The organism is Amphritea atlantica, from assembly GCF_024347255.1.
In the GTDB taxonomy this organism is placed as follows: Bacteria; Pseudomonadota; Gammaproteobacteria; order Pseudomonadales; family Balneatricaceae; genus Amphritea; species Amphritea atlantica.
Genome location: NZ_AP025284.1, coordinates 1,567,080 through 1,592,329, shown reverse-complemented (window position 1 = coordinate 1,592,329; position 25,250 = coordinate 1,567,080). Strand labels below are relative to the sequence as shown.

Annotated in this window: 20 protein-coding genes; 4 read left to right on the top strand and 16 right to left on the bottom strand. The window is 50.7% G+C overall.

The genetic code is table 11. The features are described 5' to 3' along the window. The first annotated feature begins 123 nt into the window (after positions 1–123). Entirely contained in the window at positions 124–657 is a 534-nt protein-coding gene (locus tag OCU43_RS07180; RefSeq protein WP_091353863.1) for a DUF1003 domain-containing protein, read from the top strand. Beyond that, the gene (locus tag OCU43_RS07175; protein ID WP_091352808.1) at positions 654–1,208 is read left to right on the top strand and encodes a mechanosensitive ion channel domain-containing protein; all 555 of its coding nucleotides are present in this window, start codon (positions 654–656) and stop codon (positions 1,206–1,208) included. Before OCU43_RS07180 ends, OCU43_RS07175 begins: the two co-directional genes overlap by 4 nt. On the opposite strand, the gene OCU43_RS07170 is transcribed toward OCU43_RS07175, so the two are convergent. From OCU43_RS07170 to gbdR, 6 genes are all read right to left on the bottom strand, one after another. Then, the gene (locus tag OCU43_RS07170; RefSeq protein ID WP_091352805.1) at positions 1,205–1,747 is read right to left on the bottom strand and encodes a cupin domain-containing protein; all 543 of its coding nucleotides are present in this window, start codon (positions 1,745–1,747) and stop codon (positions 1,205–1,207) included. The genes OCU43_RS07175 and OCU43_RS07170 overlap by 4 nt on opposite strands. 386 nt (positions 1,748–2,133) lie before the next feature. After that, positions 2,134–3,432, bottom strand: coding sequence for a TRAP transporter large permease (locus tag OCU43_RS07165; protein ID WP_091352803.1), 1,299 nt, complete (start codon positions 3,430–3,432; stop codon positions 2,134–2,136). Further along, positions 3,432–3,968 (bottom strand): TRAP transporter small permease, encoded by a 537-nt coding sequence (locus OCU43_RS07160; RefSeq protein ID WP_091352801.1) that lies wholly within the window; start codon positions 3,966–3,968, stop codon positions 3,432–3,434. Before OCU43_RS07160 ends, OCU43_RS07165 begins: the two co-directional genes overlap by 1 nt. 63 nt (positions 3,969–4,031) lie before the next feature. Then, complete coding sequence (gene dctP, locus OCU43_RS07155) at positions 4,032–5,069, bottom strand: TRAP transporter substrate-binding protein DctP (protein WP_245756475.1); 1,038 nt, start codon at positions 5,067–5,069, stop codon at positions 4,032–4,034. A gap of 514 nt (positions 5,070–5,583) precedes the next feature. After that, entirely contained in the window at positions 5,584–6,456 is an 873-nt protein-coding gene (locus tag OCU43_RS07150; protein ID WP_091352798.1) for an urea carboxylase-associated family protein, read from the bottom strand. Between the two features lie 246 nt (positions 6,457–6,702). Next, positions 6,703–7,830 (bottom strand): choline metabolism transcriptional regulator GbdR, encoded by a 1,128-nt coding sequence (gene gbdR / locus OCU43_RS07145; protein ID WP_091352796.1) that lies wholly within the window; start codon positions 7,828–7,830, stop codon positions 6,703–6,705. A gap of 607 nt (positions 7,831–8,437) precedes the next feature. Here gbdR and fdhA point away from each other — a divergent pair. Further along, a complete protein-coding gene (gene fdhA / locus OCU43_RS07140) occupies positions 8,438–9,637 on the top strand; it encodes a formaldehyde dehydrogenase, glutathione-independent (RefSeq protein ID WP_091352794.1) in 1,200 nt (399 codons plus the stop codon). 69 nt (positions 9,638–9,706) lie between these two features. Here fdhA and OCU43_RS07135 read toward each other — a convergent pair whose 3' ends face one another. The 3 genes from OCU43_RS07135 to gbcB form a co-directional block, all read right to left on the bottom strand. Further along, complete coding sequence (locus OCU43_RS07135) at positions 9,707–10,471, bottom strand: 3'-5' exonuclease (RefSeq protein ID WP_245756474.1); 765 nt, start codon at positions 10,469–10,471, stop codon at positions 9,707–9,709. Positions 10,472–10,483: 12 nt separating this feature from the next. Beyond that, the gene (locus OCU43_RS07130) at positions 10,484–12,361 is read right to left on the bottom strand and encodes a putative nucleotidyltransferase substrate binding domain-containing protein (protein ID WP_091352792.1); all 1,878 of its coding nucleotides are present in this window, start codon (positions 12,359–12,361) and stop codon (positions 10,484–10,486) included. A 107-nt stretch (positions 12,362–12,468) separates the two neighbouring features. Further along, complete coding sequence (gbcB, locus tag OCU43_RS07125) at positions 12,469–13,596, bottom strand: glycine betaine monooxygenase reductase subunit (RefSeq protein ID WP_091352790.1); 1,128 nt, start codon at positions 13,594–13,596, stop codon at positions 12,469–12,471. Positions 13,597–13,950: 354 nt separating this feature from the next. On the opposite strand from gbcB, the gene gbca reads away from it, so the two are divergent. Then, complete coding sequence (gbca, locus tag OCU43_RS07120; RefSeq protein ID WP_091352788.1) at positions 13,951–15,225, top strand: glycine betaine monooxygenase oxygenase subunit; 1,275 nt, start codon at positions 13,951–13,953, stop codon at positions 15,223–15,225. A 342-nt stretch (positions 15,226–15,567) separates the two neighbouring features. On the opposite strand, the gene OCU43_RS07115 is transcribed toward gbca, so the two are convergent. The 7 genes from OCU43_RS07115 to OCU43_RS07085 all read right to left on the bottom strand — a co-directional run bounded on the left by OCU43_RS07115 (position 15,568) and on the right by OCU43_RS07085 (position 25,227). Continuing rightward, positions 15,568–15,810, bottom strand: a complete 243-nt coding sequence (locus OCU43_RS07115; RefSeq protein WP_091352786.1) for a hypothetical protein — start codon at positions 15,808–15,810, stop codon at positions 15,568–15,570. A gap of 134 nt (positions 15,811–15,944) precedes the next feature. After that, positions 15,945–17,519, bottom strand: coding sequence for a BCCT family transporter (locus OCU43_RS07110; RefSeq protein WP_091352784.1), 1,575 nt, complete (start codon positions 17,517–17,519; stop codon positions 15,945–15,947). A gap of 720 nt (positions 17,520–18,239) precedes the next feature. Continuing rightward, positions 18,240–19,058, bottom strand: coding sequence for an electron transfer flavoprotein subunit beta (gene etfB / locus OCU43_RS07105; protein ID WP_091353858.1), 819 nt, complete (start codon positions 19,056–19,058; stop codon positions 18,240–18,242). Then, the gene (gene etfA, locus OCU43_RS07100; RefSeq protein ID WP_091352781.1) at positions 19,048–20,313 is read right to left on the bottom strand and encodes an electron transfer flavoprotein subunit alpha; all 1,266 of its coding nucleotides are present in this window, start codon (positions 20,311–20,313) and stop codon (positions 19,048–19,050) included. The genes etfB and etfA overlap by 11 nt, the downstream gene beginning before the upstream one ends. After that, the gene (locus tag OCU43_RS07095) at positions 20,313–22,277 is read right to left on the bottom strand and encodes a (Fe-S)-binding protein (protein WP_091352779.1); all 1,965 of its coding nucleotides are present in this window, start codon (positions 22,275–22,277) and stop codon (positions 20,313–20,315) included. The genes etfA and OCU43_RS07095 overlap by 1 nt, the downstream gene beginning before the upstream one ends. A gap of 256 nt (positions 22,278–22,533) precedes the next feature. Beyond that, positions 22,534–24,597, bottom strand: a complete 2,064-nt coding sequence (dgcA, locus tag OCU43_RS07090) for a dimethylglycine demethylation protein DgcA (protein ID WP_091352775.1) — start codon at positions 24,595–24,597, stop codon at positions 22,534–22,536. A 99-nt stretch (positions 24,598–24,696) separates the two neighbouring features. Continuing rightward, positions 24,697–25,227: a 4-vinyl reductase gene (locus tag OCU43_RS07085; protein WP_091352772.1), complete on the bottom strand. Its 531-nt coding sequence runs from the start codon at positions 25,225–25,227 to the stop codon at positions 24,697–24,699. Between the last annotated feature and the right edge of the window lie 23 nt (positions 25,228–25,250).

Below are 25,250 nucleotides of genomic sequence, written 5' to 3'. Positions count from 1 at the left end.
GAAATCTGCCAACCAGTTGAGAATTTCCCGCGAGGAATCGGTTATCATCTGACCCACATCCGGCTACAGCACTCTAAACAACAGATGAGACTGAGCAGACCGGAACCAACCATGGGGGAACCTATGAAACGCTATTTTGAAAATCTGGCGAAAGCCCTTCTGGGGCAGAGCTACAGCTCGCTGGCCGAGAAAGAGCAGAAAGTCATTAACAGTATCGCCGAACACACCACGGTATCTGAAAATGTGAACAACGCTTTCAGTGATAGTCTGACGACCGGACAGAGAATCGCGGATGTTGTCGCTCGCTTTGGCGGCTCATGGTGGTTTATCAGTCTGTTTTTTCTCTTTATCGTCGCCTGGATAGGCGTCAATAGCTATCTGCTGATTGATACCCCCTTTGATCCCTACCCCTATATCCTGCTAAACCTTGGGCTTTCCAGTCTGGCCGCGTTTCAGGCGCCGATTATCATGATGTCGCAGAACCGCCAGGCCGCAAAAGACAGGATCAAGCAGGATGCGACCTATGAAATCAACCTGAAGCTGGAGCTACAGATCATGCGCCTGCATACCAAACTGGACCAATTGAGCGCAACGACAGAGCATACAGATAATTCTGACCATAAAGATAATCCAGACCCGGAGATAAAAAAGGGATGAAATACCTAATCGTTATCGTGCTGATTGCCACCTATGCCATCGCGATCCGCTTTATTAACCGCAATATCAACCGGCTGGGGAAGCTGAAAGACACAGACCCATATCGTATTAAGTATATTGCCAAAACACTTAATATCGCCCTGACGCTGCTGTTCTTAACACTGCTGACACTGCTATTAGGGATCCACTATTCTCAGCTATCGGTATTTCTCTCGTCGGTTTTTGCAGTGATTGGCGTGGCGATGTTTGCCCAATGGTCAATTCTGAGCAATATAACCGCCAGTCTGATTATTTTCTTCGGTTTTCCCTACCGGGTTGGCGATTTTATAAAGATTGTGGATAAGGATGAAAATATCAGTGGCATCGTCGACGAGATCACGCTATTCCACGTCATTATCCGTCGTCAGGGAGAGATCATCACCTACCCCAACACACTGATTCTGCAAAAGCCGGTGATCAAACTGGATGGGGACACCCCCTCAGACACAACAATCAGCACCCAGGAAAAGCCCGCCGCTGAAGCGGCAGAAAAAACGCAAGCCAATGGTTAAACCGATGGGTTAGCGCTGATTATTTCGCACACTTCATCCGAAATATTACGAAAACGATGGGGCCGGTTACTGTTGAAATAGTAGCCGTCCCCCGCTTTCAGATGGTACACCTCAAAGCCCACCGTCAGCTCAATCTCACCACTGATCACCACCCCACCCTCTTCGCCGGGGTGTTGCAACATCTCAGGTCCGGTTTCCGCACCGGGTTCATAGCGCTCTTTCAGAAGATCCATTGAACGCCCCTTATTACGCGCACCTATCAGCTTAAGACTGACATTATTGGAGCCGATATCGGGCATATCCTCAGCCTTATAGACGACACTTTCAGACTCCATCTCATCAATATCCAGGGTGAAGAAATCTCCAATAGAGATCGGGATACCCGAGAGCACTTTCTTTAATGAACTGACCGAAGGGCTGACACCATTCTTTTCGATCATTGAGATCGTACTGTTGGTCACGCCCACACGTTTTGCCAACTCCCGTTGTGAGAGCCCCTTCATCTTGCGAATCGCCTTTAACCGTTCGCCAACATCCATATTTTCCACTTCAGTTACCGCCGTCTGTATTGAGTTATTGGAATCAACATCCGCGCATGAACAGCATCAGGTGTGCAAAATATTTTATAGAAAGAACAGGAGGGAGTAAAAGGCTGGCTCATGGTAGGTCGTTAGAAGGTCGCTACGCGAATCGTTAGACGCGGCTTCGCCCCTTGCCAGGCGCTAGAAAAAGCATAGAGAGTCAGACGACTCTAAGCTCAATTCAATCATAAAGAGACGCCCCTCAAAAATCCGATCTTCTCGCAAAGCGTACTTTCCACCCATATAGAGGAAGGTCCAAATAACGAGCAAGGTGCGAAGCGCTGTTGGAACAACAAGCAGCGTCTTGAAAATCAAGACGCTGCTTCAGTTATCATCGATAAGACTTACATCAAACCCAGTAGTTTGGGAAAGAACAGTGACAGCTGTGGCACTAAGCTGGTGACCACCATCACCGGCAGACCGACTAACCCCATCAGTGCGATTGCCGGCATAACAGCCTTATGAATAGGCACCTGTCCAATTCGGCAGGCCATATAAAGAATCGGCGCTACCGGTGGGCTGTTGGCTCCGATAACAACAGAACAGGCAACAATTGAAGCGTAATGAATCGGGTCTACCCCACTGGCCACCATCAGAGGCATAAACAGAGGAGCAACCACGACCGTCACAGAGACATCATCCATAATCATGCCGGCCACAATCAGAAAGATATTGACGGCAATCAGAATCATCAGAGGATCTTTCACCAATCCGGTAATAACCTCAGTCAACTCCTGCGGAATCCGCTCAGATGCCAGTATCCGACCAATCATAAAACTGAACAGCAGGATAAGAATGACGGTACCTGTTGTTTCAGCCGCGGCAATAACACTTGAGCTCAGGCGCTTGATATTCAGGTCACGATAGACAAAAAATCCGATCAGGATCGCCATAAAGGCAGCAATCGCAGCGGCCTCAGTCGGCGTACAGATACCGCCATAGATCCCCCCCAGAATAACGACTGGCAGAGACAGTGCAGGCAGCGCATGAAATGCAGCAGTCCCTTTGGAGGGCAGCTCTTCCAAACCATCTTTAGCCTCCGCCGACACCTCCTGAAAAAGGCGGCCAACACTAAAACGGTTTGCCAAAATCAAACCAGCGATTAACAGTAGTGCGGGGCCGATGGAGGCGGCAAAACAGGCGGCAACTGACTGTCTGGTAACCACGGCAAAAAGAATCATTGTGATCGAGGGAGGAATCAGAATACCCAACAGTGAGGAGATTCCAAGCAACGCAGAGGAGTAACCGCGGGGATAGCCACGCTTCTCCAACGGGCCGATCATAATCGTGCCAATCGACGCGACAGCTGCTGTGGCAGTCCCGGCTATGGCACCAAAAATACCGGATGCCAGCACCATTGAGGCTCCCATCCCTCCCTTGCGCTTACCCACCAGCACTTCAATAAAATTCACCAGCCTCAGAGCGATTCCACCACTCTGCATCAGGTATCCGGTGAGCACGAACAGCGGCAGGGCAATCAGAATGACCGAATCAATAGAGCGGTATCCCTGCAGCATCAAAGTATTAAAATTAGCATCATATGCAAATGTCAGATACGCCAGTACACCGGCAAAAGACCAGGCAACAGGCACACCGAAAATCATCAGGAACAATAATATTCCTACTGCAATTAAACCTTCCATCAGCGAATATCCTGCTGGTTTACTTCAGCGATAACTACCGGCTCCGGATGGTAACCGATCAGGCATTGAATAAAATCCCTCAGGGCGTAAAGGGCGCAACCGATACTGGCAAAAAATATTGCGCTTTGAGGAATCCACAGGGGGATTGACAGGCCCGGGGTATGCTGTGGCCGACGCAGGCCCCAGGTCAGCATCCGGTAAGACAGATAAACAAAGAAGGCCGTGATCACCAGCGTTATCAGGGAGATGAAGCCCTGATGCAAGCGGCGAATCTGCCGGTCGCGGATACTGGTCTGTAGAAAATCGACTACCAGGTGTTCCCGTTTACGGCTGGCAATCAGTCCACCCACCATATACAACCACATACCAAACAGCATGATCAGTTCCAGCAGGCCGATAATCGACCAGCCAAAAATATAACGGGCCACAACGAGAAACAGCATAAGCCCTACCAGCATAAGACTGCTGATAAGCGCCATTGCATTGAGCAGCCAACCGACTCTCTGGTCCAGCCCAGTAAATAAACGCACAATCATGGTACTACCTCTGAAAGCAAAACGGCGGAGCAGTCTCTGCTCCGCCGTCGGCGACTCTAAACGTTACAACGGCGTTGCGTTTTTCCGAATGGTGTCCATAATTTCAGAGCCAATCTCCTGATCCATCAGCGGCCATACTTTTTCACGGGCAGCCCGGGCGAACTCTTTAATCTGCTCGTCAGACAGCTCAAAGTATTTCATACCCGCTTTTTCAGCTTCAGCAACATAGTGCTGATCCTGCTCTTTAGCGGCTTTGAACTGGGCCATCATCACTTCATTTGCGGCATCAGCAACTACTTTTTGCTCAGCTTCAGTCAGCCCTTCAAACGAATCCTGATTCATACTCAGAACACCGGTCATGAAGAAGTGCTTGGAGCGTACGTAGTAGTCCAGCAGATCACGGAAGTACTCATAGTCCCAGTAGATTACGTTACCCGCTTCACCATCTACGACACCTGTCTGCAGGGAGGTATATACTTCACCCCAGTCGATTGCAGCTGTCTGATAACCCAGCGCCTGCATTGTCTGAGGCGCAGGAAATACTGTCATGGTGCGAACTTTAAGCCCTTCGGCTTCGGCAATATTCGTGGCATATTTGCCCCGGGTCGCAACACCGTTAAAGCCTTCAGGCCAGGGACCAAAGAACTTCAGGCCGATATCGGAATAGATGCCTCCGAGCATATTGTTGACCCAGCCACCCGGACTATAGGCTTTGAGGGCCTCATCCCAGGAGAGAGTCATGTAAGGGGTATAGATAACGCCAATTCGTTTATCATAGGAGGTCATTGGCCAGTTGAGCATGAGATCAACATCACCTGCCACATGCAGATCGAATACCTCATTCTGACTGCCCAGTTCGTTCTGATAGAACACCTTTACATCGATATCACCACCTGAATTTTTCTCAATCAGTTCAGCCCAGCGATCCAGAGTGTCACCGGCAGGCGAACCCTTAGCGCCGGAGTCAGTAGCCATCTTCAGAGTAACTGCCTGTGCCGAACCCGCCATCAGGGTTCCGGCAGTCACCAGACCGGCCATAAATGAAAATAAGCCTTTCTTACTAAATACAGACTTACATTTCGGGGTATCAATCTTGCTCATCTCTTCTACTCACCGCTGTTCTTATAGTTGAAATAACCACTGCATCACTGCAGCAGAATCCGCTCTGTTTTTCCCGGGAACACATAGATACCAGCAATAAATATCATCGGTCAATTACATCCAATACAGAAAAATACATCTGAATTTTTCAATATATACAGATGATACAGATGGAATACAAAATAAAGACAGGATAATAATTCACGCATTTAATTTATGGCGATTTGATTACCTTAAACCGATTTTTTAGCCACTTCGCAAACAGATAGGCTAAGCGTCGCTTCTGAAATAGTCGATAAAAGCTGCAGCAAAAAAACGCCATAATGGCAATGATAAAGGTCAAGTGAAGCAATGCTGATAAGGACAGGATCTGAAATATTTAAAGCGGGAAAAACGAAGCACAAAAAAGGAGCCATGCAGCCCCTTTGTAAACAACATTCTGAAAACAGCTTTCGTGGATAATACTCAGATGAGATGCTAATCGATCATTATGCGGCTGCAGGCGCCGTGACGCTTAACAACCGGGTCTTTCTCCATGGCTACCGGAGTAACCTGATGGTTCCGGAGAACACCACCCTTCAAGGAGGGTCTGATCCGGTTTATAAATCTCAACATGCAGCGGATAGCAGGCCGCTGTATCGCTGGAATGTTCAGCACTGCAATCTCCCCCCGGACAGGCTGACAACGCCCCCAACAGATCGATCTCGGCGAAAAACTCCAGATAGTCCCCTGGCCTGACCGGACTGGCCTTCATAAAGTATTGATGACTATCCCGGGTAAAACCGGTGCACATAAATACATTCAGAACATCGTGCACATGAGTTTCAGCCTGCTGCAGTGACAGCCCGGTTTCAGCGGCCAGTGCCCGGGTCAGATTCGAGTGACAGCAGTGGTGGTAATCCTGACCACTCAGCAGATGATGGGTATAAGGGTCGCAACGGGTGCCGATAACATCGTGAACCGACCCGCCATCTGAATCAAAACCATACCAGTCGAGCGTATCCCAGGTAATGGTCGCCATCGGCCGCAAATGAGGAAAACTGCTCCACATCCGGTCGCCGGTACTCAGATGGGTGCCATGCAGCGCCCGGGTTTTGCCGCTGTAAAAGCGTTCATTCAGATCGCCCTCTGACCAGAGATTCAGATCGCCAACCTGCGCGCCCTCAACACTGACAATACGGAAGAAATGACCTGCCGGAACCCGGAAAACGCTGGCTTCACGGGGGGCTACAATTACCGTATCAACCAGTTTCATAGTTTTACGCGCGGCTGTATAAAGGTGCATTTCAGGCTTGGGTAACGTATCGACCGGATAACAGATAACCGGCCGGATCGATTTACGGGCGTCGCCATCTGCCGGGGCGGTGTTGTGTCGAGTGTGCTTCATATTCCCCGTGTCCTTCTGTAAGTATCAGAATATCCACCGCTCGGGAGTCAGATGACCAGGATCATCACCTGTCACGGGTGACCGGTTAAAAGGATGGTATAGCAACCCACTTCTGAAGATGCAAATATTCAGCAATCAGCCTCAGACGCACAGCCACTGCTAAAACATACGGTAAGGTATAGGGGTAGAGTTAGACGCAGCCAGATAGGATTCAGAGAACCCCCATCTGGCTGCAGCAAGACTATTTCAGATAGCTACAGAACCAAAACTGGGCTCAGCCTGCGCCGAATGTAACACCGCAACAGACCGCTTCATACTGGCGAAGAAACCGCTCTCTTCAATTGGCTCTTCGACCTCGACACCGCTCTGCTGCTGAGAAACCGGAGTCACCCCTTTTCGTTCATCTCTCGGGGAGATGCCGATATGTTTGCGATAGCAACGGCTGAAATGGGGGGTCGAGACAAACCCACATGCGGTGGAGATCTCTACAATCGCCATACTGGACTGTTTTAACAACTGTCTCGCCCGGTCCAGCCGCAGTTTCAGATAATAACGGGACGGCGAGCAGTTGAGATATTTAAGAAACATCCGTTCCAGCTGGCGCCGCGATACATCAACGAACGCTGCCAGCTCATCCAGCCCTATCGGCTCCTCCAGGTTGTTCTCCATCAGCTCAATGACATCCACCAGTTTCGGCTTGCTGTCGCCGCAATTATGTAACTGACGCAGGGGGACACGCTGCTGGTCGAACTCACTGCGAATACGGTCGCAGATAAACATGTCCGACACTGCCATCGACAGTTTCGGACCATGCTGCAGAGTCACCATATGCAGGAACATATCCATCGGAGAAACGCCGCCGGATGAGGTCATACGGTTTCTGTCTATGGTGAACAAACGGTTATTACAGTTTACCTTTGGATAGTGCTCCTGCAGGGAGGCCATGCACTCCCAGTGAGTGCTGCAGTCATAACCATCCAGCAAGCCTGCATGGGCAAGCAGATAAGCACCGGTACAGATGCCACCCAGTGTCACTCCTCGACGCCCCATTAACTGTAACCAGCTAACCTGCTTGTGGGTAAAACTGCGGGTGATATCAACGCCTCCACAAACGATCAGCAGATCGAGCTCAGGCATATCCGCGATGGAAAAATCGGGTGTGAAACTCAAGCCATCACTGGCGCTCACCTGTCCGCCGCTTTCGGACACCATATGCCAGCTATAAAGCTCATGACCGGAAAGCTGGTTTGCCATCCGCAGAGGCTCGATGGCTGACGCCAGCGCGATCATAGTGAAGTTATTCAGCAATAAGAAACCCACACGGGTAACTTTTTGGTAATCCTTGATCGGTTCCAAAGCTGTGGACGTAGTCATAGTCGTGCCCCCTTATTTAACGCGTAATAGAAGATGCAAAGAGCCTAGCAACGTCGCACCGATGCTACTCACGTTAGTTTTCTTATTTTCCAGGACAATTAAGAATGGCCGAAGAACTCACAGAACTGTGATTTCGCCTGCCCCTTTTGTCGTTTTTTTACTCAGCTTTTTACTGTATGTTTTATCTTCTTGCTGAACGACTCGATCAATATTATTTGATTTAGATCAAACCAAGAATACCTGAAAACGACCTGACTTCAGTTTCACATACCCCTGAGCGACATCAGCCAACGCATTAATTGATCAACATCAATGTACATAAGAGCTGTCAACACACAGTTTCACCGTCAAAAACTGCGTTTCACTGAGATTTTTCTGTTTCACATGTCGGTTCTGATCAATTCCTGCGCGGTGGCAGGCAGTCGAAGCCTGCAATCAGCGCCTATGATGTCCTGACATCTGCCAGCCTTAATGACGGCAGAGGAGTAGAAACACAATATTGGATCCAAAATTTAATTATTTAATATCTAATATTGTAATTATTGCGTTATTGTATCCAATACATCTATTTCAGGTGTACCAATACAAAAATAACAGGAGTATTACCATGTGTAGCAACCATGCCAACCGTGGTGTTGTCTATAAAGGCCCGGGTGAAGTCGCAGTTGAGTCAATCGCCTTCCCAGAACTCTCTCTGGGTAAACGTAAGTGCAATCACGGTGTCATCCTGCGGGTGCTGACCACCAATATCTGTGGTTCCGACCAGCATATGGTGCGTGGACGGACCACCGCGCAGGCCGGTCTGGTACTGGGCCACGAAATCACCGGTCAGATTATCGAGTGCGGTAATGATGTCGAATTCCTTAAACCGGGTGATATCGTGTCAGTGCCTTTCAATATCGCGTGCGGCCGCTGCCGCAACTGTAAAGAGGGTAACACCGGAATCTGCCTCAACGTCAACCCCGCCCGCCCGGGTGCCGCTTACGGTTACGTCGATATGGGTGGCTGGGTAGGAGGACAAGCAGAGTATGTCATGGTGCCTTATGCTGACTTCAACCTGCTGAAATTCCCCGATTCCGATCAGGCGATGGAGAAGATCCGTGACCTGACACTCCTGTCTGACATCTTCCCAACCGGCTTCCACGGTTGTGTGACGGCTGGCGTTGGCCCTGGTTCAACTGTATATATTGCTGGCGCAGGTCCTGTGGGTCTGGCAGCGGCAGTATCCGCCCAGCTGTTAGGGGCAGCCTGCGTCATCGTTGGCGACATGATTGAGGATCGCCTGGAGCAGGCGCGCAGCTTTGGTTGTGAAACTCTCGATCTGCGTCAGGAAGGCGAGATGGCCGATAAGCTGGAAGCGATTCTGGGTGAGCGTGAAGTCGATGCATTCGTCGATTGCGTTGGCTTTGAAGCCCATGCCTGTGGTTGCAACCACGGCAAAGAAGCTCCGGCGACGGTACTCAACTCTGCCATGCAGATGACCCGTGCCGGCGGTGCTATCGGTATTCCAGGTCTGTATGTCACAGAAGATCCGGGCGCTATCGATGACGCGGCTAAACATGGCGCTCTGAGTATGCGCTTTGGCCTGGGCTGGGCGAAGTCCCACTCCTTCCACACCGGCCAGTGCCCGGTTATGAAATACCACCGTGCACTGATGCAGGCTATTCTGTTTGACAAAGTTGATATCGCTAAAGCGGTCAACGTACAGATGATCTCCCTGGATCAGGCGCCGGATGGCTATGCTGATTTTGATGGTGGTGCAGCGAAGAAATTCGTTATCGACCCCCACGGTTCAGTAGCCGCTTAAGATCTCAGCGGTTATAGCAAAAAAAAACCACCGGACACACCGGTGGTTTTTTTTGCCTGTTGCCATCCGTCAGATCCAGAGATCACTGATCGGTACAGAGGGACTATAACGGTGCTGAATCTGCGCCTGTAATAACTCTGCGGTGGCAATGGCATCAGTCAGCGCATGGTGCTGTCCATAATGTGGCAAGCTATACCGTAGTCGACTGTCCCCCAGGCGGATCGACTCCTGTTTTGCCCCTAACAGACGTTTAATCTGGCTGCAGATACCGCGCCGATAGAGCTGCGCTTCCAGCTCCATAGTATCGACCATTGGAAAGAGGATCCCCTCCCCCAACCGCTTTTTCACCGCTGTGTAAAAAAACTCCCGCTCAATATAACGGTAATGCACGACAACAATTTTACCGGCAACGGCAGCCAGCACCTGTTCCAGAATATGAATAAGGTCGGGGGCATCATCCAGCTGCGAATGGGTAATACCATGAAAAGGAACAGATGTTTCTGTTAATCCCTGATTGGGCTTTAATAACCAGTAACGACTCTCGCGCAGACGGATGCGGTTCAGATCAAAAGGAACCAGACCGATGCTGATGATCTCATCCTGCTCAGCACTCAGCCCTGTGGTTTCAAAATCCAGCGCCACGAAAGAGACCTGATCCAGCGGCGTTTCGGCAGCAACAACTCCCTGCTGATAAAACCAGCGAAGTCGCTCATCATCGACAGTATCCACCCTGTCCCGATAAACTGCGGCCCAGTTCTCCCCCTCCTCCGCAGTGATCTTGGAGTGGCCACCTTCCCTGACGCCGGGGGGGATACGAGCACTTTTATTGGTCACAATAGTCACTCTCTATCTGCCAGAAAATGGGTAGCGGAATTTCAGGAATCGCTGACTATTACTGAGCACCTGAAATGCCTCTTTCAGATTACGACGATCAAAGTCGGTCAGCTTCTCTGGTTTTACGTTATTGGAAGGTTCCCGTCCGGCCTCAATATCAGCCGCCTGATGACGAATCCTGACCATCGAAATGAACTCCAGCGCATCTCTCAGGTCGGCAGCTTTGCCTGGTGGCAGAATATCAGCATCCACCACATCATCCAGCCGCTCGAAAGAGTTTTGTACTCTGGAACCAACTGCCAGTGCATGTACCCGGATCAGGTCGGCAAGCGGGGCGGTACCCCGGCGTTTAAGGTTAATAGAGTTACGGTGCTGACCATCCTGCTCCATAACAAAATTCTTAAAGAACCCTAACGGCGGTGTCCTGTTCAGGGCGTTACGCGCCAGACTGGCAAGAAACTTTGGTGACCGCTGAGCCCGTAGAGAGATAAAGGTATTCAGCTGCGAGGCCCACTCAGTTTTCCCCCAGACGCCATCAAGATCAAAAAATATTGAACAGTTGAGCAATGCTTCCGGCAACGGATTATCCATCCAGTCAGCAAACGTCGATTCCCACTGCTGCCGGGTTTTGCGCCATTCAGGATTGGTCGCCATAATCTTTCCGGTGCAATAGGTATAACCGCATCTATTCAGACCATCACTGACAAAGGTCGCCAGCTGTTTGAAATACTCACCATGAATTTCCGGCCGATAGCCATTATCAAGAATCAGGGCATTATCCTGATCAGTCACCACCAGTTGCTCGTCCCGGGCCATTGAGCCCAGCGCCAGGAAACAGTATGGCAAAGGGGGTGGTCCCAGCTTCTCCTCTGCCAGCTCCAGCAAGCGTTGCTTAAACGTTCTGCCTATCACCGACATCGCACTGCCAATCATATGGGAGTTAGCATCTTCACTGACCATACGCACAAAACACGCGCTGATCTGTGGCTGTAACTTGGCCAGTTCCTCAACGCTGGGTTGACGCATGATATTACTGACCATATAGAGACTGCTTTGCGACTCATAACGAACAATATCAGAGGTTGCCAGCACCCCAACAGGCTTATCATCATGTAGCACCGGCAGATGATGAAGGTTATAGCGCAGCATGGTCAGCATCGCTTCAAAGGCATAAGCATCATCATCCAGAGTAACCGGATCCTGGGTCATCACCTGGGTCACCGGGGATTCCAGATCAAGACCGGTAGCGACCACCCGGGTGCGCAGATCACGATCAGTGATAATACCCGCCAATGTGTACTCTGCCGATCCATCATCCCCCCGCTGCGGCTGCATAATCAGCAGCGAAGATACCCCCTCCTCGGTCATCTTCTGTGCTGCCTGGCGAATCGTGGTAGAGGTATCTAACCAGACCGGCGTCCGGCTGATCAGTGCGGTCACTTTAGACACCATCAGATCACTGCTTTCCTGTTTGCTGGATACCGCCTGGCGCAAACGGTTATCGTCCATCTCAACAAAATAGGCAAATGAGTCAAACCGTTCACACAGAGAGCTGAACAGCGTTTCGGGGATAAAGTAGATCAGCGAGTCCTCTATCGTTCGGGCGGGCAATCTGACTCGCTGACTCATCAGCAGACTCAGCTGGCCAAACAGCTCTCCCTCACTCAATCGGTTATACAGATCCCCATTGCGACGATAGATCTCAACCGCACCGCTGCGGATAACACACAGATCATGGATCTCATCGCCAAACTGAAACACATCGCTATCAGCCCTAAAATAGCTGATCTCAACCTGACAGGCGATCTCATCGATCACCGGTTCAGGCAACGCATTGAAGGGCGGGTACTGTTTCAGAAAACCTGCAATCTCTATCTGTTCTGCCTGCATCGTATCGTCCGGCTAATATTGAGTTAACAACTGACTGTACTCAAAGCGACTGCTTTAAGCGAAAAAAATCGCCCGCAGGCGATTTTTTAATGTTTCCTGAACAGCCGTCAAAAATCGATCACAACATCTGTTGTTGCTGTGGTGCAGCAGGAAAGCACATATCCATTAGCCACATCGTCGTCGGTTATACCGCCGTTATGCTCCATGACGGTTTCCCCCTCTTTAACCAGCACTTTACAGGTACCGCAGATCCCCATACCACAGGCTTTTGGAATCAGCAGATCGAGTTTAGCCGCGGCAGTATGCAGGGTATCACCAGGAGCGATATGAATACTCATCCCTTTACTGGCAAACTCAACCCGTATCATATCCTCCTGCGTCAGCGCCTCCGCTTCTTCCTGAGCGATCTCGGCATTTTCAAAGGCTTCCTCTTCAATCTCTACCGGAGTCGCACCAAATGACTCTTCATGATAATGGCTCATATCAAAGCCGTTATCCTGAAGCAGCTTTTTAATGGCATTCATATAAGGCGTCGGACCACAGCAGAACACTTCACGCTCAAGAAAATCTGGCGCGATCAGTTCCAGCTTGGCCTGATCCAGGTAACCACGATAACCGTGCCAGGCCTGACCATTTTCAATCTTTTCACAGATCAGATGCAGGCCGAAATTACTGACTCGTGATGCCATATGATCCAGCTCTCGCTGAAAGATAATATCTTTAGGCGTGCGGGCACTGTGAACAAAAGCAATATCAACATCGGCATTGGTATCAAACCACCAGCGCGCCATCGACATCATGGGAGTGATGCCGACACCACCGGATAACAGCAACACTTTTCTGGCGGGGAAATCGATACAGTTGAACAGCCCTACCGGACCATGCACCGCCAGTTCATCGCCCTCTTTGAGGTTCTCATGCAACCAGCTTGAGACCTGTCCATTAGGGTCTTTTTTCACCGTAATGGAGAAACTATAAGGCACCGATGGTGAGCTGGAGATAGTGTAGGAGCGCATCACCATCTGCCCTTCGATCTCTAACTCAAGGGTGACAAATTGTCCTGGTTTAAAAAAGTACATCACCGGCTGTTCAGACATAAAACAGAAGGTACACACATCCCAGGTTTCATGGATCACTTTGACACAACGGACATTGTGACGACCATTGACCCAGGTCTGGGTATTGACCGGGATGAAGCTATCGGAGCCAACGGTGGCAGGGATGGTATTTGTCATAGCGTATCTCTCATCTGTGCACAGCTATAAATCGGTTCAGTCATCAGGCTGAAAGCTTGTCCCAACATCGGGTTATACAAACTTCAGCCCATCAATCATACTCAATGAGTGCATTGTCTGCCCAGCAGGTTTTGAAATATTAACTACAAACGACATTTATTTGCTTATTGCGACCATCCCAATAGATATGGGCATTACAGGTCGATTTATGTACTTATTCCTGTCGTTAATGGTCAATCCTGTAAATACACCTTGGAGGAGGATTAGCTCGTTCTATATCACTATTCAGATCGGGGTTATTCCTGATCGACTATAATAAACAGCACAGCAGTGCATTGAAGGAAGATCGAACTGATGAACCAAAATGATCTATTAAACACCACCTGCGCGACTATCCATGATGCGCGCCAGGAAATGGCGACAATGCTTGAGGCCCGTCCGGCGAATTACTCCCTGCCTCAACCACTGTATAACGATCCACTGATGTTCCGGATCGATGTTGAGGAAGTATTCCAGAAAGAGTGGCTGTTTGTGGGTATGACCAGTGAGATTCCGGCTAAGGGCGATTATTTCACGGTTGAGATCGCACAAAACCCAGTGCTGGTAGTGCGCGATGCGGATGGCAGTGTCAATGCTTTTCATAACACCTGCCGTCATCGTGGTTCACGTGTGTGCACTGAACATCGCGGTAAAGTGGCGAATCTGGTTTGCCCATACCATCAGTGGACCTATGACCTGAAGGGCAACCTGCTGTTCGCGGGCACCGAGATGGGTGAAAGCTTTGAACTGAAAGAACACGGCCTGAAAAAAGCGTTCTGCAAAACCGCCGGTGGATTTATCTTTGTCTGCCTGGGTAAAGAGGAACCTGAAGGCGACTTTGACCAGTTCCTTAGCACACTGGATGAATATATGGAGCCCTACGATGTTGAAAACACCAAACTGGCGGTGGAATCCAACATGTATGAGCAGGCTAACTGGAAACTGGTTATCGAAAATAACCGTGAGTGCTACCACTGCGTTGGTAACCATCCAGAACTGCTGAACACGCTGCTAGAGTGGGACGACACCAACGATCCACGCGCATCTCAGGAATTTAAAGATTACTGTAAAGACCAGGCCGCACAGTGGGATGCCGAAGGCATCCCTCACGAGCATCGCAGTTTCGGTCCAGGCCTGCGCAACCGTATCGTCCGTATGCCACTGAAAAAGGGCACCAAGGTCATGACGATTGATGGAGAAACCGGCTGTAAGAAAATGCTGGGGCGGATTAAGAATCCACAGCTGGGCTCAATGCGCATCCTGCACCTGCCTAACTCCTGGAACCACATGCAGTCTGACCATTTTATCGTCTTCCGGGTGCTGCCAATCTCTGCACAGGAATCTATCGTAACAACCAAATGGTTTGTTCACAAAGATGCAGTTGAAGGTGTGGATTACGATCCAGAGCGCCTGCGTCAGGTCTGGGATGCCACCAACGATCAGGATCGTATTCTGGGTGAAGAAAACCAGCGCGGTATTAACTCTGTCGGCTATCAGCCAGGCCCTTACTCAGAAACTTTTGAGTTCGGTATTGTTAACTTTCTGGAATGGTACAGCGACACCGTACAGAAGAACCTGAAGGCAAAATAAGCGTCTCTCATATACGCAAAAAAGGCTGATGTGTCATAACATCAGCCTTTTTTATTTGTATACAGCTCGATTTTTTACGACAGTCTTTGCTGCCACTTACCTCAACATCACTCTGGCAGCAGCTACTTACTTTCAATATCCGCCCCCTGAAAACCGGTTAAACACATCCAGTCTGCTGACCGCCATCGCTCTCATTAACGTAAACCATTACCGTAAACGACACAGCCACCAACCGCTTTTGCGACACCAGGTCAGCAGGGCACAAAAAAGCCGATAAATAGCTTATCGGCTTGATACACTATCGTTTTCAGATCAGCCATTTTCAGACCAGCCAGCAATCGCCTATAAAGCATCGGCCAACACAGCTAAAGCATCCTGCACCTCGGGCAACATCACCGGTATCTGTTTCTGCAACAGAGCAACAGACTCAGCGAACTGAGCACGTCCCAGCTCATCCTGAGTGGACAACCAGTGCAATGCAGCCTTACTACACTCCCATGGAGAAAGCCCTTGCTCAAGCGGCACACCTGCGCCTTTCAGATACTCATAGAAATCATCCTGATCAATCAGGTCAGTAATCATCATATTGACGTTCTCGCACTATTTTTCCTGAATCACACTTACGCCGCATTTAAACAGAGAAAGCTAAACAGTCTGAATTAAACAAAAAAAGCTGGCACCAGGCCAGCTTTTTCCTAAACGATGAATCTCAGACTGGCTTATACCTCTGTCTTCAATCCCTTGTAGATACTGATACACATCAACAACAGGATAACAGTAAATGGCAAGCCGGTGGTTATCGCGCCAGCCTGTAATGCTTTAAGTGCTTCGGATCCACCACCATACAGCAGAACACCCGCAATCAGCCCTTCCAATACCGCCCAGAAGATACGCTGTGGCACCGGTGCATCAACCTTACCACCTGCGGTAATTGAATCAATTACCAGCGAACCGGAATCGGATGAAGTGACAAAGAAAACCAGCACCAGAAGAATTGCCAGAGCGGAAGTAATCTGAGCCATTGGTAAGTTTTCCAGCATCTGGAACATCGCCAGCGACACATCACCCAGACCATTTGCCAGTGCACCTGTACCACTCTGAACCTGATCCAGCGCCTGAGCACCAAATGCCGCCATCCAGACCGCTGAAACCACTGTAGGAATCAGCAGGACTGCGATCATAAACTCACGCACTGTGCGACCTTTTGACACCCGCGCAATAAACATACCGACAAAAGGAGACCAGGATACCCACCAGGCCCAGTAGAACACTGTCCAGCCGCTGTAGAATTTCTCATCTTCACGGCCAATCCAGTTACTCAGCGGCAGAATTTCAGTTGTATAACTGCTGACGGTCAGCCACAGGTTACTGAAAAAGCCTGACAGCGAACCAGCAACGATCACAAACAGAAGCAGCAGTGCAGCAAGCCCCATATTGATATTACTGAGTATCTTTACACCACCATCAAGTCCGCGGACAACGGAGAAAATCGCGATTGATGTCACGACGACAATAACCGCAATCTGGGTAGAGATCGTATTATCCACACCGAACAGGAAGTTCAGCCCTGCTGAAGCCTGAGAAGCCCCCAAACCGAGGGACGTTGCCAGACCGAAGATAGTTGCCAACACTGCAACAATATCAATAACATGACCGATTGGGCCCCATACCCGCTCACCCAGTAGTGGATAAAAAGCAGAACGAATTGTCAGTGGCAGACCTTTATTGTAAGTAAAGAATCCCAGCGCCAGCGCTACGACACCATAAATGGCCCATGGGTGTAGTCCCCAGTGAAACATGGTGGCGCCCATCGCTGCAGCTTCACCGGCAGGGGTTTTGGCTTCCGCGTTCAGAGGTGTTCCCCACCAGTCGGTGTAATAAGCCACCGGCTCTGCCACACTCCAGAACATCAGACCAATACCCATACCCGCAGCAAACAGCATTGAGAACCACGACATGCGGCTAAACTCCGGTTTGGCTGCAGCTCCACCCAGGCGAACCTTACCCACCGGCAGAACAATCATCAGCAGACAGAACAACACAAAAACGTTGCCGCCAATCATAAACAGCCAGTCGAAAGTTTCAATCGACCAGGTTCGCGCGCCCTCAAGTATCGCTTTTGCGTCTGCCGGGAAGATCAGAGTCAGTGTGATAAAAGCCAGAATGGCCACTGCACTGGTGGTAAAAACAGGGTTATGGATATCCATCCCCAACACCTGAATATTATCCTGCCCAGCTTTATAGTCCGAGGTATATTCCTCAGACTTAGGGCGGAAGTGAACTTCTTCATTCATAGAACTACTCCAGTTTCTTTTTATATATCTATCAAGCCTGCACGCAGACCCCCAAGAATCGCCAGAGCCTATGGCGATATGATCTGCAACTTTTCTGACAGTTCCTGCATCAACTCTTAACTGCTGTAGCCAGCAACGACTTCCGGTTAATTATTAAACAGGTCGCTTCGATTCTACGACCAAAGGCTAGTCAACAGCTGACTTATAACGACACAAAGAATCACAAAATGACCGTTCTCGACAGATAGCTTTTAACGCAGAAAAGAGGAGAAAAACAACAAAGCAGATATAAAAGGCAGACCATAATGGCTGGTTTAGGACATATATAATCCGGCATGAAACAAACATTAAAAGCCCGGAGTCCCAGACTCCATGCCAGATTAAATCCTATCTGCAGCAACATCGGAGTTAGTCTAACAAAACAGAGGGCAAACCGCTAACGGACCCAAATCGGACCAGGGCAAAAAAAAACCACTCCGAAGCCGTGAACCTTCGGAGTGGTCAACAATTGCCTGGTGAATCGGATTAGAGATTCAGTTTTCGGGTCAGGCTGTTTCTGATAGAAACTAAGTGCAAGAAGCAGGATCAATAGTACAGAACAAAAATCACATGATACCCACAGTAAACGGCACTTTATTTACAATTAACGACAATTCATAGCATTATTACCAACTGTCGCTATTTTAAATAAAACAGGATTCTGACCCGATCCGCCAAACCTTAGCGAAGAACCCCCTCCTCTTTGAGCAGATCAAAGATCGCCTGCGCCTGCTCAGCTGCAGACTCATTCTTCATCACTTTACCACCATCACCCTGGGATTTTGCAGTCGCCGCCTTAAAGCGCTCTGCAGCCGTTTTAGCTTTGACAACTTTCAGACGCTTAGGCCGTTTACGGGCCGCCGCCTCTTCCCAGGCCTGACGTACGTCATCAACGGAAGCGCTGACCACTTCGATATCCATCAGTGCGCGACTGGCGGGGCCGAAGGCGCTCTGCCTGGCCTCAGGGGCAGCAGAATCAACACTGGCGATGAAGGGTAGCTTGACCATTACAGAACGTCTCTGACCCCGTGGCAATGCCTGTAATACCTCAGCCACACCACCTTTCACAGAAACGATATCCGCCACCCGTGGCACTATCGGCCAGCCGAGTTTTTCCGCCAGTTGATAGGGTACCATTCCGGAGGACTCACCACTCTCGGCGCGTACACCGGTCAGTACAATATCGGCACCGCACTGTTGCAGATGCTGCCCTAGCGGCAAAATGGCATCGGCGGCCGGATCAAGCTGTAATACCCGTACCGATTTTAGCCCCATCCCCGCATAGCTTCTCAGGTTCGGCTCGCCGGGATCACCTGCGTGCAGTACCACCAGACTTTCGCCTGAGTGGTTATCACCGGTCAGTTTAAGGCCCAGCTCGACAGCGCGACTGTCCTGATCTGCCCGACGCATACGGCCAGACTGAGGATGTTTCCCCACCGACACCAGCGATACTATTTTCAGTTTATTCGCCGCATCGACGTTGAATTGATTAGGCTGCATCGCGATCACCTCCGGCAGATTGCTGGGCACGGAAATCTTCTGCCAGCTTTATCAGTTCACCCAGTATTGCTTCACTATCACCAATCACACTGAGCGCGGCACGCTTAACCATATCGCAGCCCGCATCAGTATTGATCGCGATCACCTTGTCACACTGCCCAATCCCCTGCATATGCTGAATCGCACCGGAGATCCCCACCGCCAGATAAACCCGGGCAGTCACCCAGGTACCCGTGGCACCAACCTGACGGAAGCGCGGCATAAAGCCATCATCCACCGCGACCCGGCTGGCACCCTCGGTGGCACCCAGCACAGCAGCCGCTGAGTGGAACTGATCCCAGTTATGGATACCGTTACCCGCAGAGAGAATAAACTCTGCCTCAGCCAGCGAGATCGCATTCGGATCAACGGCTACCTGTCCCCGATCCTGCAGCTGAGCAATTACAGCAGGCACCGAATCCAGTTCCACCGGTAGTGCTTCGTGACGGGTTTCATCGATCGGATCGGCACACTCCTCTGCCAGCATCAACAGACGCGGTGTACTGCGGGTGATATCCGTAGTCCCTCCCGCACCCCGACAAACTGTGGAGTCACTATCGACCAGCCAGGCTTGTACCGCCGGACGCTCGCCAATACGCGCTGCCAGACGGGAGCCCAGATCAGAACCACCATTGACACTGTCGGGAAATAACCAGAATTGTGGCTTATAAGCAGACTCGACCTGCACCAGCGCTGCCAACCGCTGTTCGGGACGGTAGCCTTCATAGCACTCATCCTCCAGCAGCAACAGGCGGTCAACACCGGCCGTGTCAAAATGTTCCTCTTTACTCTGACCAAAGCAAACGGCCAGCACCGCGCCGTTACCTTCAGCTCCGGTAATCAGTTTATGCGCCTGACCAATGACATCTTTATCGTGAGCGGTCAGACGACCACCCACCATATCCGGTACCACCACAACATAGAAGTCGGGGTTTTCCACCTGGTGCAACGGCAGCTGAATATCCTGTGCAGCACTGCTGCGGCGGCCTTTTCCGGCACCCGCTGCATTGCCTTTTAAGCGATCGATACGCTTAATACCATTGGGACCAATAAAGCCAACCTTATGGGGGTTTTTACGCAGCAACCCTGTCGGCCCGCGCACCTCACCCATATCAGCACTGACAACAGAGCCATGCAGAGGGTGTAAACGGTTACGGGCGATCCACTCAGCACGGGGATCCCGGCGCAACAGATCCTGTGAATTATGAGCGCTCATCAGTGCACCTCCTCAGCCAGTCGATCCTGACGTGAATTTTCAGCCGATGGATCGACAAGCTGATCCATCAGAATCTCGGCAATATCTTTCACCTCAGGGCGGGGCTCAACAACACCCTCGAGCATCGCAGTACACTGCTGGCAGCCAACAGCTACCAGCTCAGCACCGGTGCTGCTGGCATCTTCCATCCGCATATCCGCGATACGGCGTTCGCCCGGAATATCGGTAATCGGAGCCCCCCCTCCGCCACCGCAGCAGCGGGAACGGAAGCCGGAACGTTCCATCTCAGCGATCTCGATACCCATGGAGCGCAACAGCTCACGGGGCGCTTCATATTCACCATTATAACGTCCCAGGTAGCACGGGTCGTGATAGGTTACTTTTGCGCCACTAAAGTTATTCAGTTTCAGACGGCCCAGTTGAACCAGCTGATTCAGGAAGGTTGTATGGTGCAGCACCTCCACTCCATCCAGGGCATCTGAACCAAAGTCACTGTATTCATTTCGCAGACAGTGATACGCATGGGGATCGGTGGTAACGATCTTACTGAATGTATACTGTGACAATACCTCAAGATTACGCTTCGCCAGACTCTGGAAAGTGGCATCATCACCCAGACGACGGGCAACATCACCACTGTCCAGCTCTTCATCACCCAATACCGCAAAGTCAACATTAGCCGCTTTCAGCAGTTTGACGAAAGCGCGCAGGATGCGCTGGCTACGCATATCAAACGCACCATCAGAAACCCAGAACAATACCTCGGCTTGTTTCACATCGCGCATCAACGGCAGGTTCTGATCCGCAGCCCAGTTAGTACGACTGGCCGGCGCATAACCGTTAGGATTATCGGTGGCGATAATGTTATCCAGTACCTCTGCACCCTTGTTAGGCGTTTTACCTCTTTCCATAGTCAGGTAGCGGCGCATATCGACGATGGCGTCCACATGCTCGATCATCATCGGACACTCTTCGACGCAGGCACGACAGGTGGTACAGGACCAGAGGGTTTCAGGATCGATCAGGCCATCGGTAATAATATGATCAGGACCGCCCTTGGCATTACCGACCTCTTTACCCGGGTAAGGGCTACCGGCATAGTTAGCATCCGTTCCGCCGGCAAGACCCACCACCATATCCTGAATCAGTTTCTTTGGATTCAGAGGCTGACCGGCCGCAAATGCAGGGCACATCGCTTCACACTTACCACACTGAACGCAGGCATCAAATCCCAGCAGCTGGTTCCATTTAAAGTCGGTTGGCTTCGCCACGCCCAGCACACCACCAATCTCTTTAGCCAGAGTCAGATCAACCGGCTTCAGGCCGGTCGAACGACCGCCACCAAAGCGCTCCTGACGGCGATGGAACGCCAGATGCAGCGCGCCAGCAAAGGCGTGCTTCATCGGACCACCCCAGGTCATCCCGAAGAACAGCTCACCCATACCCCAGATAATCAGCGCAGTCAGTATCACGGTCAACAGCACGCCGCCACTACCGTCAGGCAGTACACCGGCAGCCGGCAGTGTCAGCACAAAGAATGCGCCAGCAAACGCCAGCAAACTTTTGGGCAAACGCATCCACGGACCTTTTGAGATCCGGCTGGGGGGATGTAGGCGACGCTTAAATACAAACAGCGCGCCGACAAACATCAGAGCCAGTGCTGCCAGCAGCGCCCAGGCCAGAATCTGGTTGTCGAAGCCCAGCAGATGAACCAGGATGATTAATAATGCGGAGAGCACAAAACCACCGCCAGTCGCAGCGTGGGTTTTGGACATATATTTGTCGCGCTCGACGATATCATGCAGGTCATGCAGATAACGTCCGGGCATCGCCATGAGACCCGCGATCAGATTGATCCGATCCGGTTTACCGGCACGCCACAGATTCACCCGGCGCACAGCACCGATCACCGCCAGCACCAACGCTGTCGCAATCAGTAAAGGATGTAACCACTCAAAACTCATAGGGTACCCCAACAAAAAACAGCTATCGGGCTGTTACGTCAGCCCTGTTATTCTTACCAGCCCGGTATCACCGTGCTTAATATTTCTCAGGTGTTGCACTGACCAAACACGTTATAAGCGCATGCAGGGAGCAGCCAGGGCCAGGCGAAAACAATACGCCTCGATTAGCCCGAAGAGCGCCCGTAACTGCTGCCGGAGGAGCGAAACAGCGATACTCCCCGGCAACATTTACACTCCCCTGCCAAGCGCAGTCGCGTTACAGGTCCTTGCAGAGACGCAACGCGTCGTACATAGCCGCATGTACATTACGCTGAGATACACAGTCACCCAGACGCCACAGAATCATGCCATCACCAGACTCACTCAGGACTGGCTGCGGTTTGATATCAAACAACGCCTCGTTGTCGATCTGACCGTTGTTACGTGACTCAGCTTTCAGTGCGTAATACAGCTCCTCATTAGGACGGGTGCCGTTTTCAACAACCACCTGATCCACTACCCGCTCTTCACGCTGACCGGTGTACTCGTTTTCCAGCACTGCTACCAGACTGTCACCTTCGCGATAGACTTTTTCCAGCAGGAAGTCAGAGGTCATAATCACCTCTTTCTCATACAGAGAGCGGTAATAGGTTGGGAAGGTTGTGCCGCCGATCCCCACACCGGGCTTGATATCGTCGGTGACGATCTCAACCAGCGAGCCTTTCGCTGCCAGATAATCCGCTGCTGATAACCCTGAGAATTCACAGATGGTGTCATAGATCAGCACGTTTTTACCCGGCTCAACCTTACCGCTGAGGATATCCCAGCTAGAAACCACCAGACCCTCTTCAGCACCCCATTCAGGGTTCTGATCGATAAACGGACGTCCGCCGGTAGCGATCACACAAACATCAGGCTTCAGCTCGCGCACTAACTCCTCGTTAGCTTCAGTGCCCAGACGAATATCAACACCCAGACGCTCCAGCTCCATGACCAGCCAACGGGTAATACCAGCAATCTGATCACGCTGTGGCGCTTTCGCTGCCAGGGTAATCTGACCACCCAGCTCGTCAGCTTTTTCAACCAGCACAACATTATGGCCGCGTTCAGCTGCCACACGTGCCGCTTCCAGACCACCAGGGCCACCACCAATAACTACGACTTTACGCACCTGACCGGTGGTTTTCTCGATAATATGCGGCAGTCCCATATACTCGCGGGAGGTCGCGGCATTCTGGATACAAAGCACGTCCAGACCCTGATACTGACGATCGATACAGTAGTTCGCGCCAACGCACTGACGGATCTGATCCACCTGATCATTTTTAATTTTGGCAATAATATGCGGATCAGCAATATGTGCCCGGGTCATGCCGACAAAATCGACATAGCCGGCTTCAATAATACGCTTAGCCTGATTCGGGTCCTTGATGTTCTGAGCATGAATAACCGGAACAGAAACAACCTCTTTAATACCCGCCGCCAGATGCAGGAATGGCTCCGGTGGATAACTCATATTCGGGATAACGTTTGCCAGAGTGTTGTGAGTATCACAACCGGAACCAACTACGCCGAAGAAATCCAGCTCGCCGGTGGCATCATAGTAAGCGGCGATCTGCTTCATATCGTCATGATTCAAACCGTCCGGGTGGAACTCATCACCGGTAATCCGCATACCGACAACAAAGTCACGCCCTACTTCAGCACGGACTGCTTTCAGTACTTCCATACCGAAACGCATACGGTTTTCGAAGGTTCCGCCCCACTTATCGGTGCGCTTATTCACCCGGGGAGACCAGAACTGATCAATCAGGTGTTGGTGTACTGCAGACAGTTCAACGCCGTCCAGACCACCCTCTTTCGCCCGACGTGCAGCCTGAGCGAAATCACCGATAACGCGCCAGATCTCTTCCTCTTCAATCACTTTACAGGTGGCACGATGCACAGGCTCACGAATACCGGACGGAGACATCAGGTTCGGCCAGTTTTCACCATCCCAGCGGGAGCGACGTCCCATATGGGTGATCTGAATCATGATCTTGCCGCCGTGCTTATGCACCGCATCGGCCAGATTCTGGAAGTGTGGAATAATCCGGTCGGTGGACAGATTTACAGAACTCCACCAGCTTTGTGGACTGTCGATGGAAACTACACTGGAACCACCACAAATACAGAGGCCACAGCCACCCTTGGCTTTTTCCTCATAGTATTTTACATAGCGATCAGTAGTCATACCGCCATCGGTGGCATACACCTCGGCGTGAGCGGTACTGACAACACGGTTACGAATTGTCAGATTGTTAATCTTTAGTGGCTCAAACAGAACATCAAACTGGGACATGATATCTCACCCCGATATATTTTAAGTGGGAGTGGCTGCTTAAAGCTCTTATCCTTTTAGCAACCATCTCTGCCGGTATTAAATTTATTATTTAACTTTTTACAGTGGAGTTACTTCAAAGTAACCGACGTCACAGCCGTCCTCTGCAGCACACTGTGTCTGGACCGCTTTGGTCCGTACCGAATAGCCAAGGCTCTCAGCTATCTGATCCAGGGCACCCGCAAACCAGCCGGTAAACATGTAATCAACTTTGCGGTTAACTTTGCCGTACTGGTAAACAAAAGCTGAATTTTCCAGCCGTACCTTAGCAGTGCCCGCTTCGATATCCAGCTCTTCAGTAATGAAGAAACCCCAGCCGCGCTGAGACAGACGCTTCATATAGTGATCCCAGACATCTTTCCCGGAGATCCCATGCTCAGCAGCTTCCTTTTCACACCAGTAATGAGCAGATTTATAACCTGCCTTGTAGAGAATATCGGCATAACGCTCTGCTCCAATCTCCTCTTCAATCCCCATGTGGTTATTGACAAAGAAATGGCGCGGAACATACAGCATCGGCAGCGCGTCAGTTGTCCATACTCCGGTTTCATCATCTACTTCAATTGGCATTTCTGGCGCATGTACACCCATCGTCTCTACCTCAAAATTCTTTA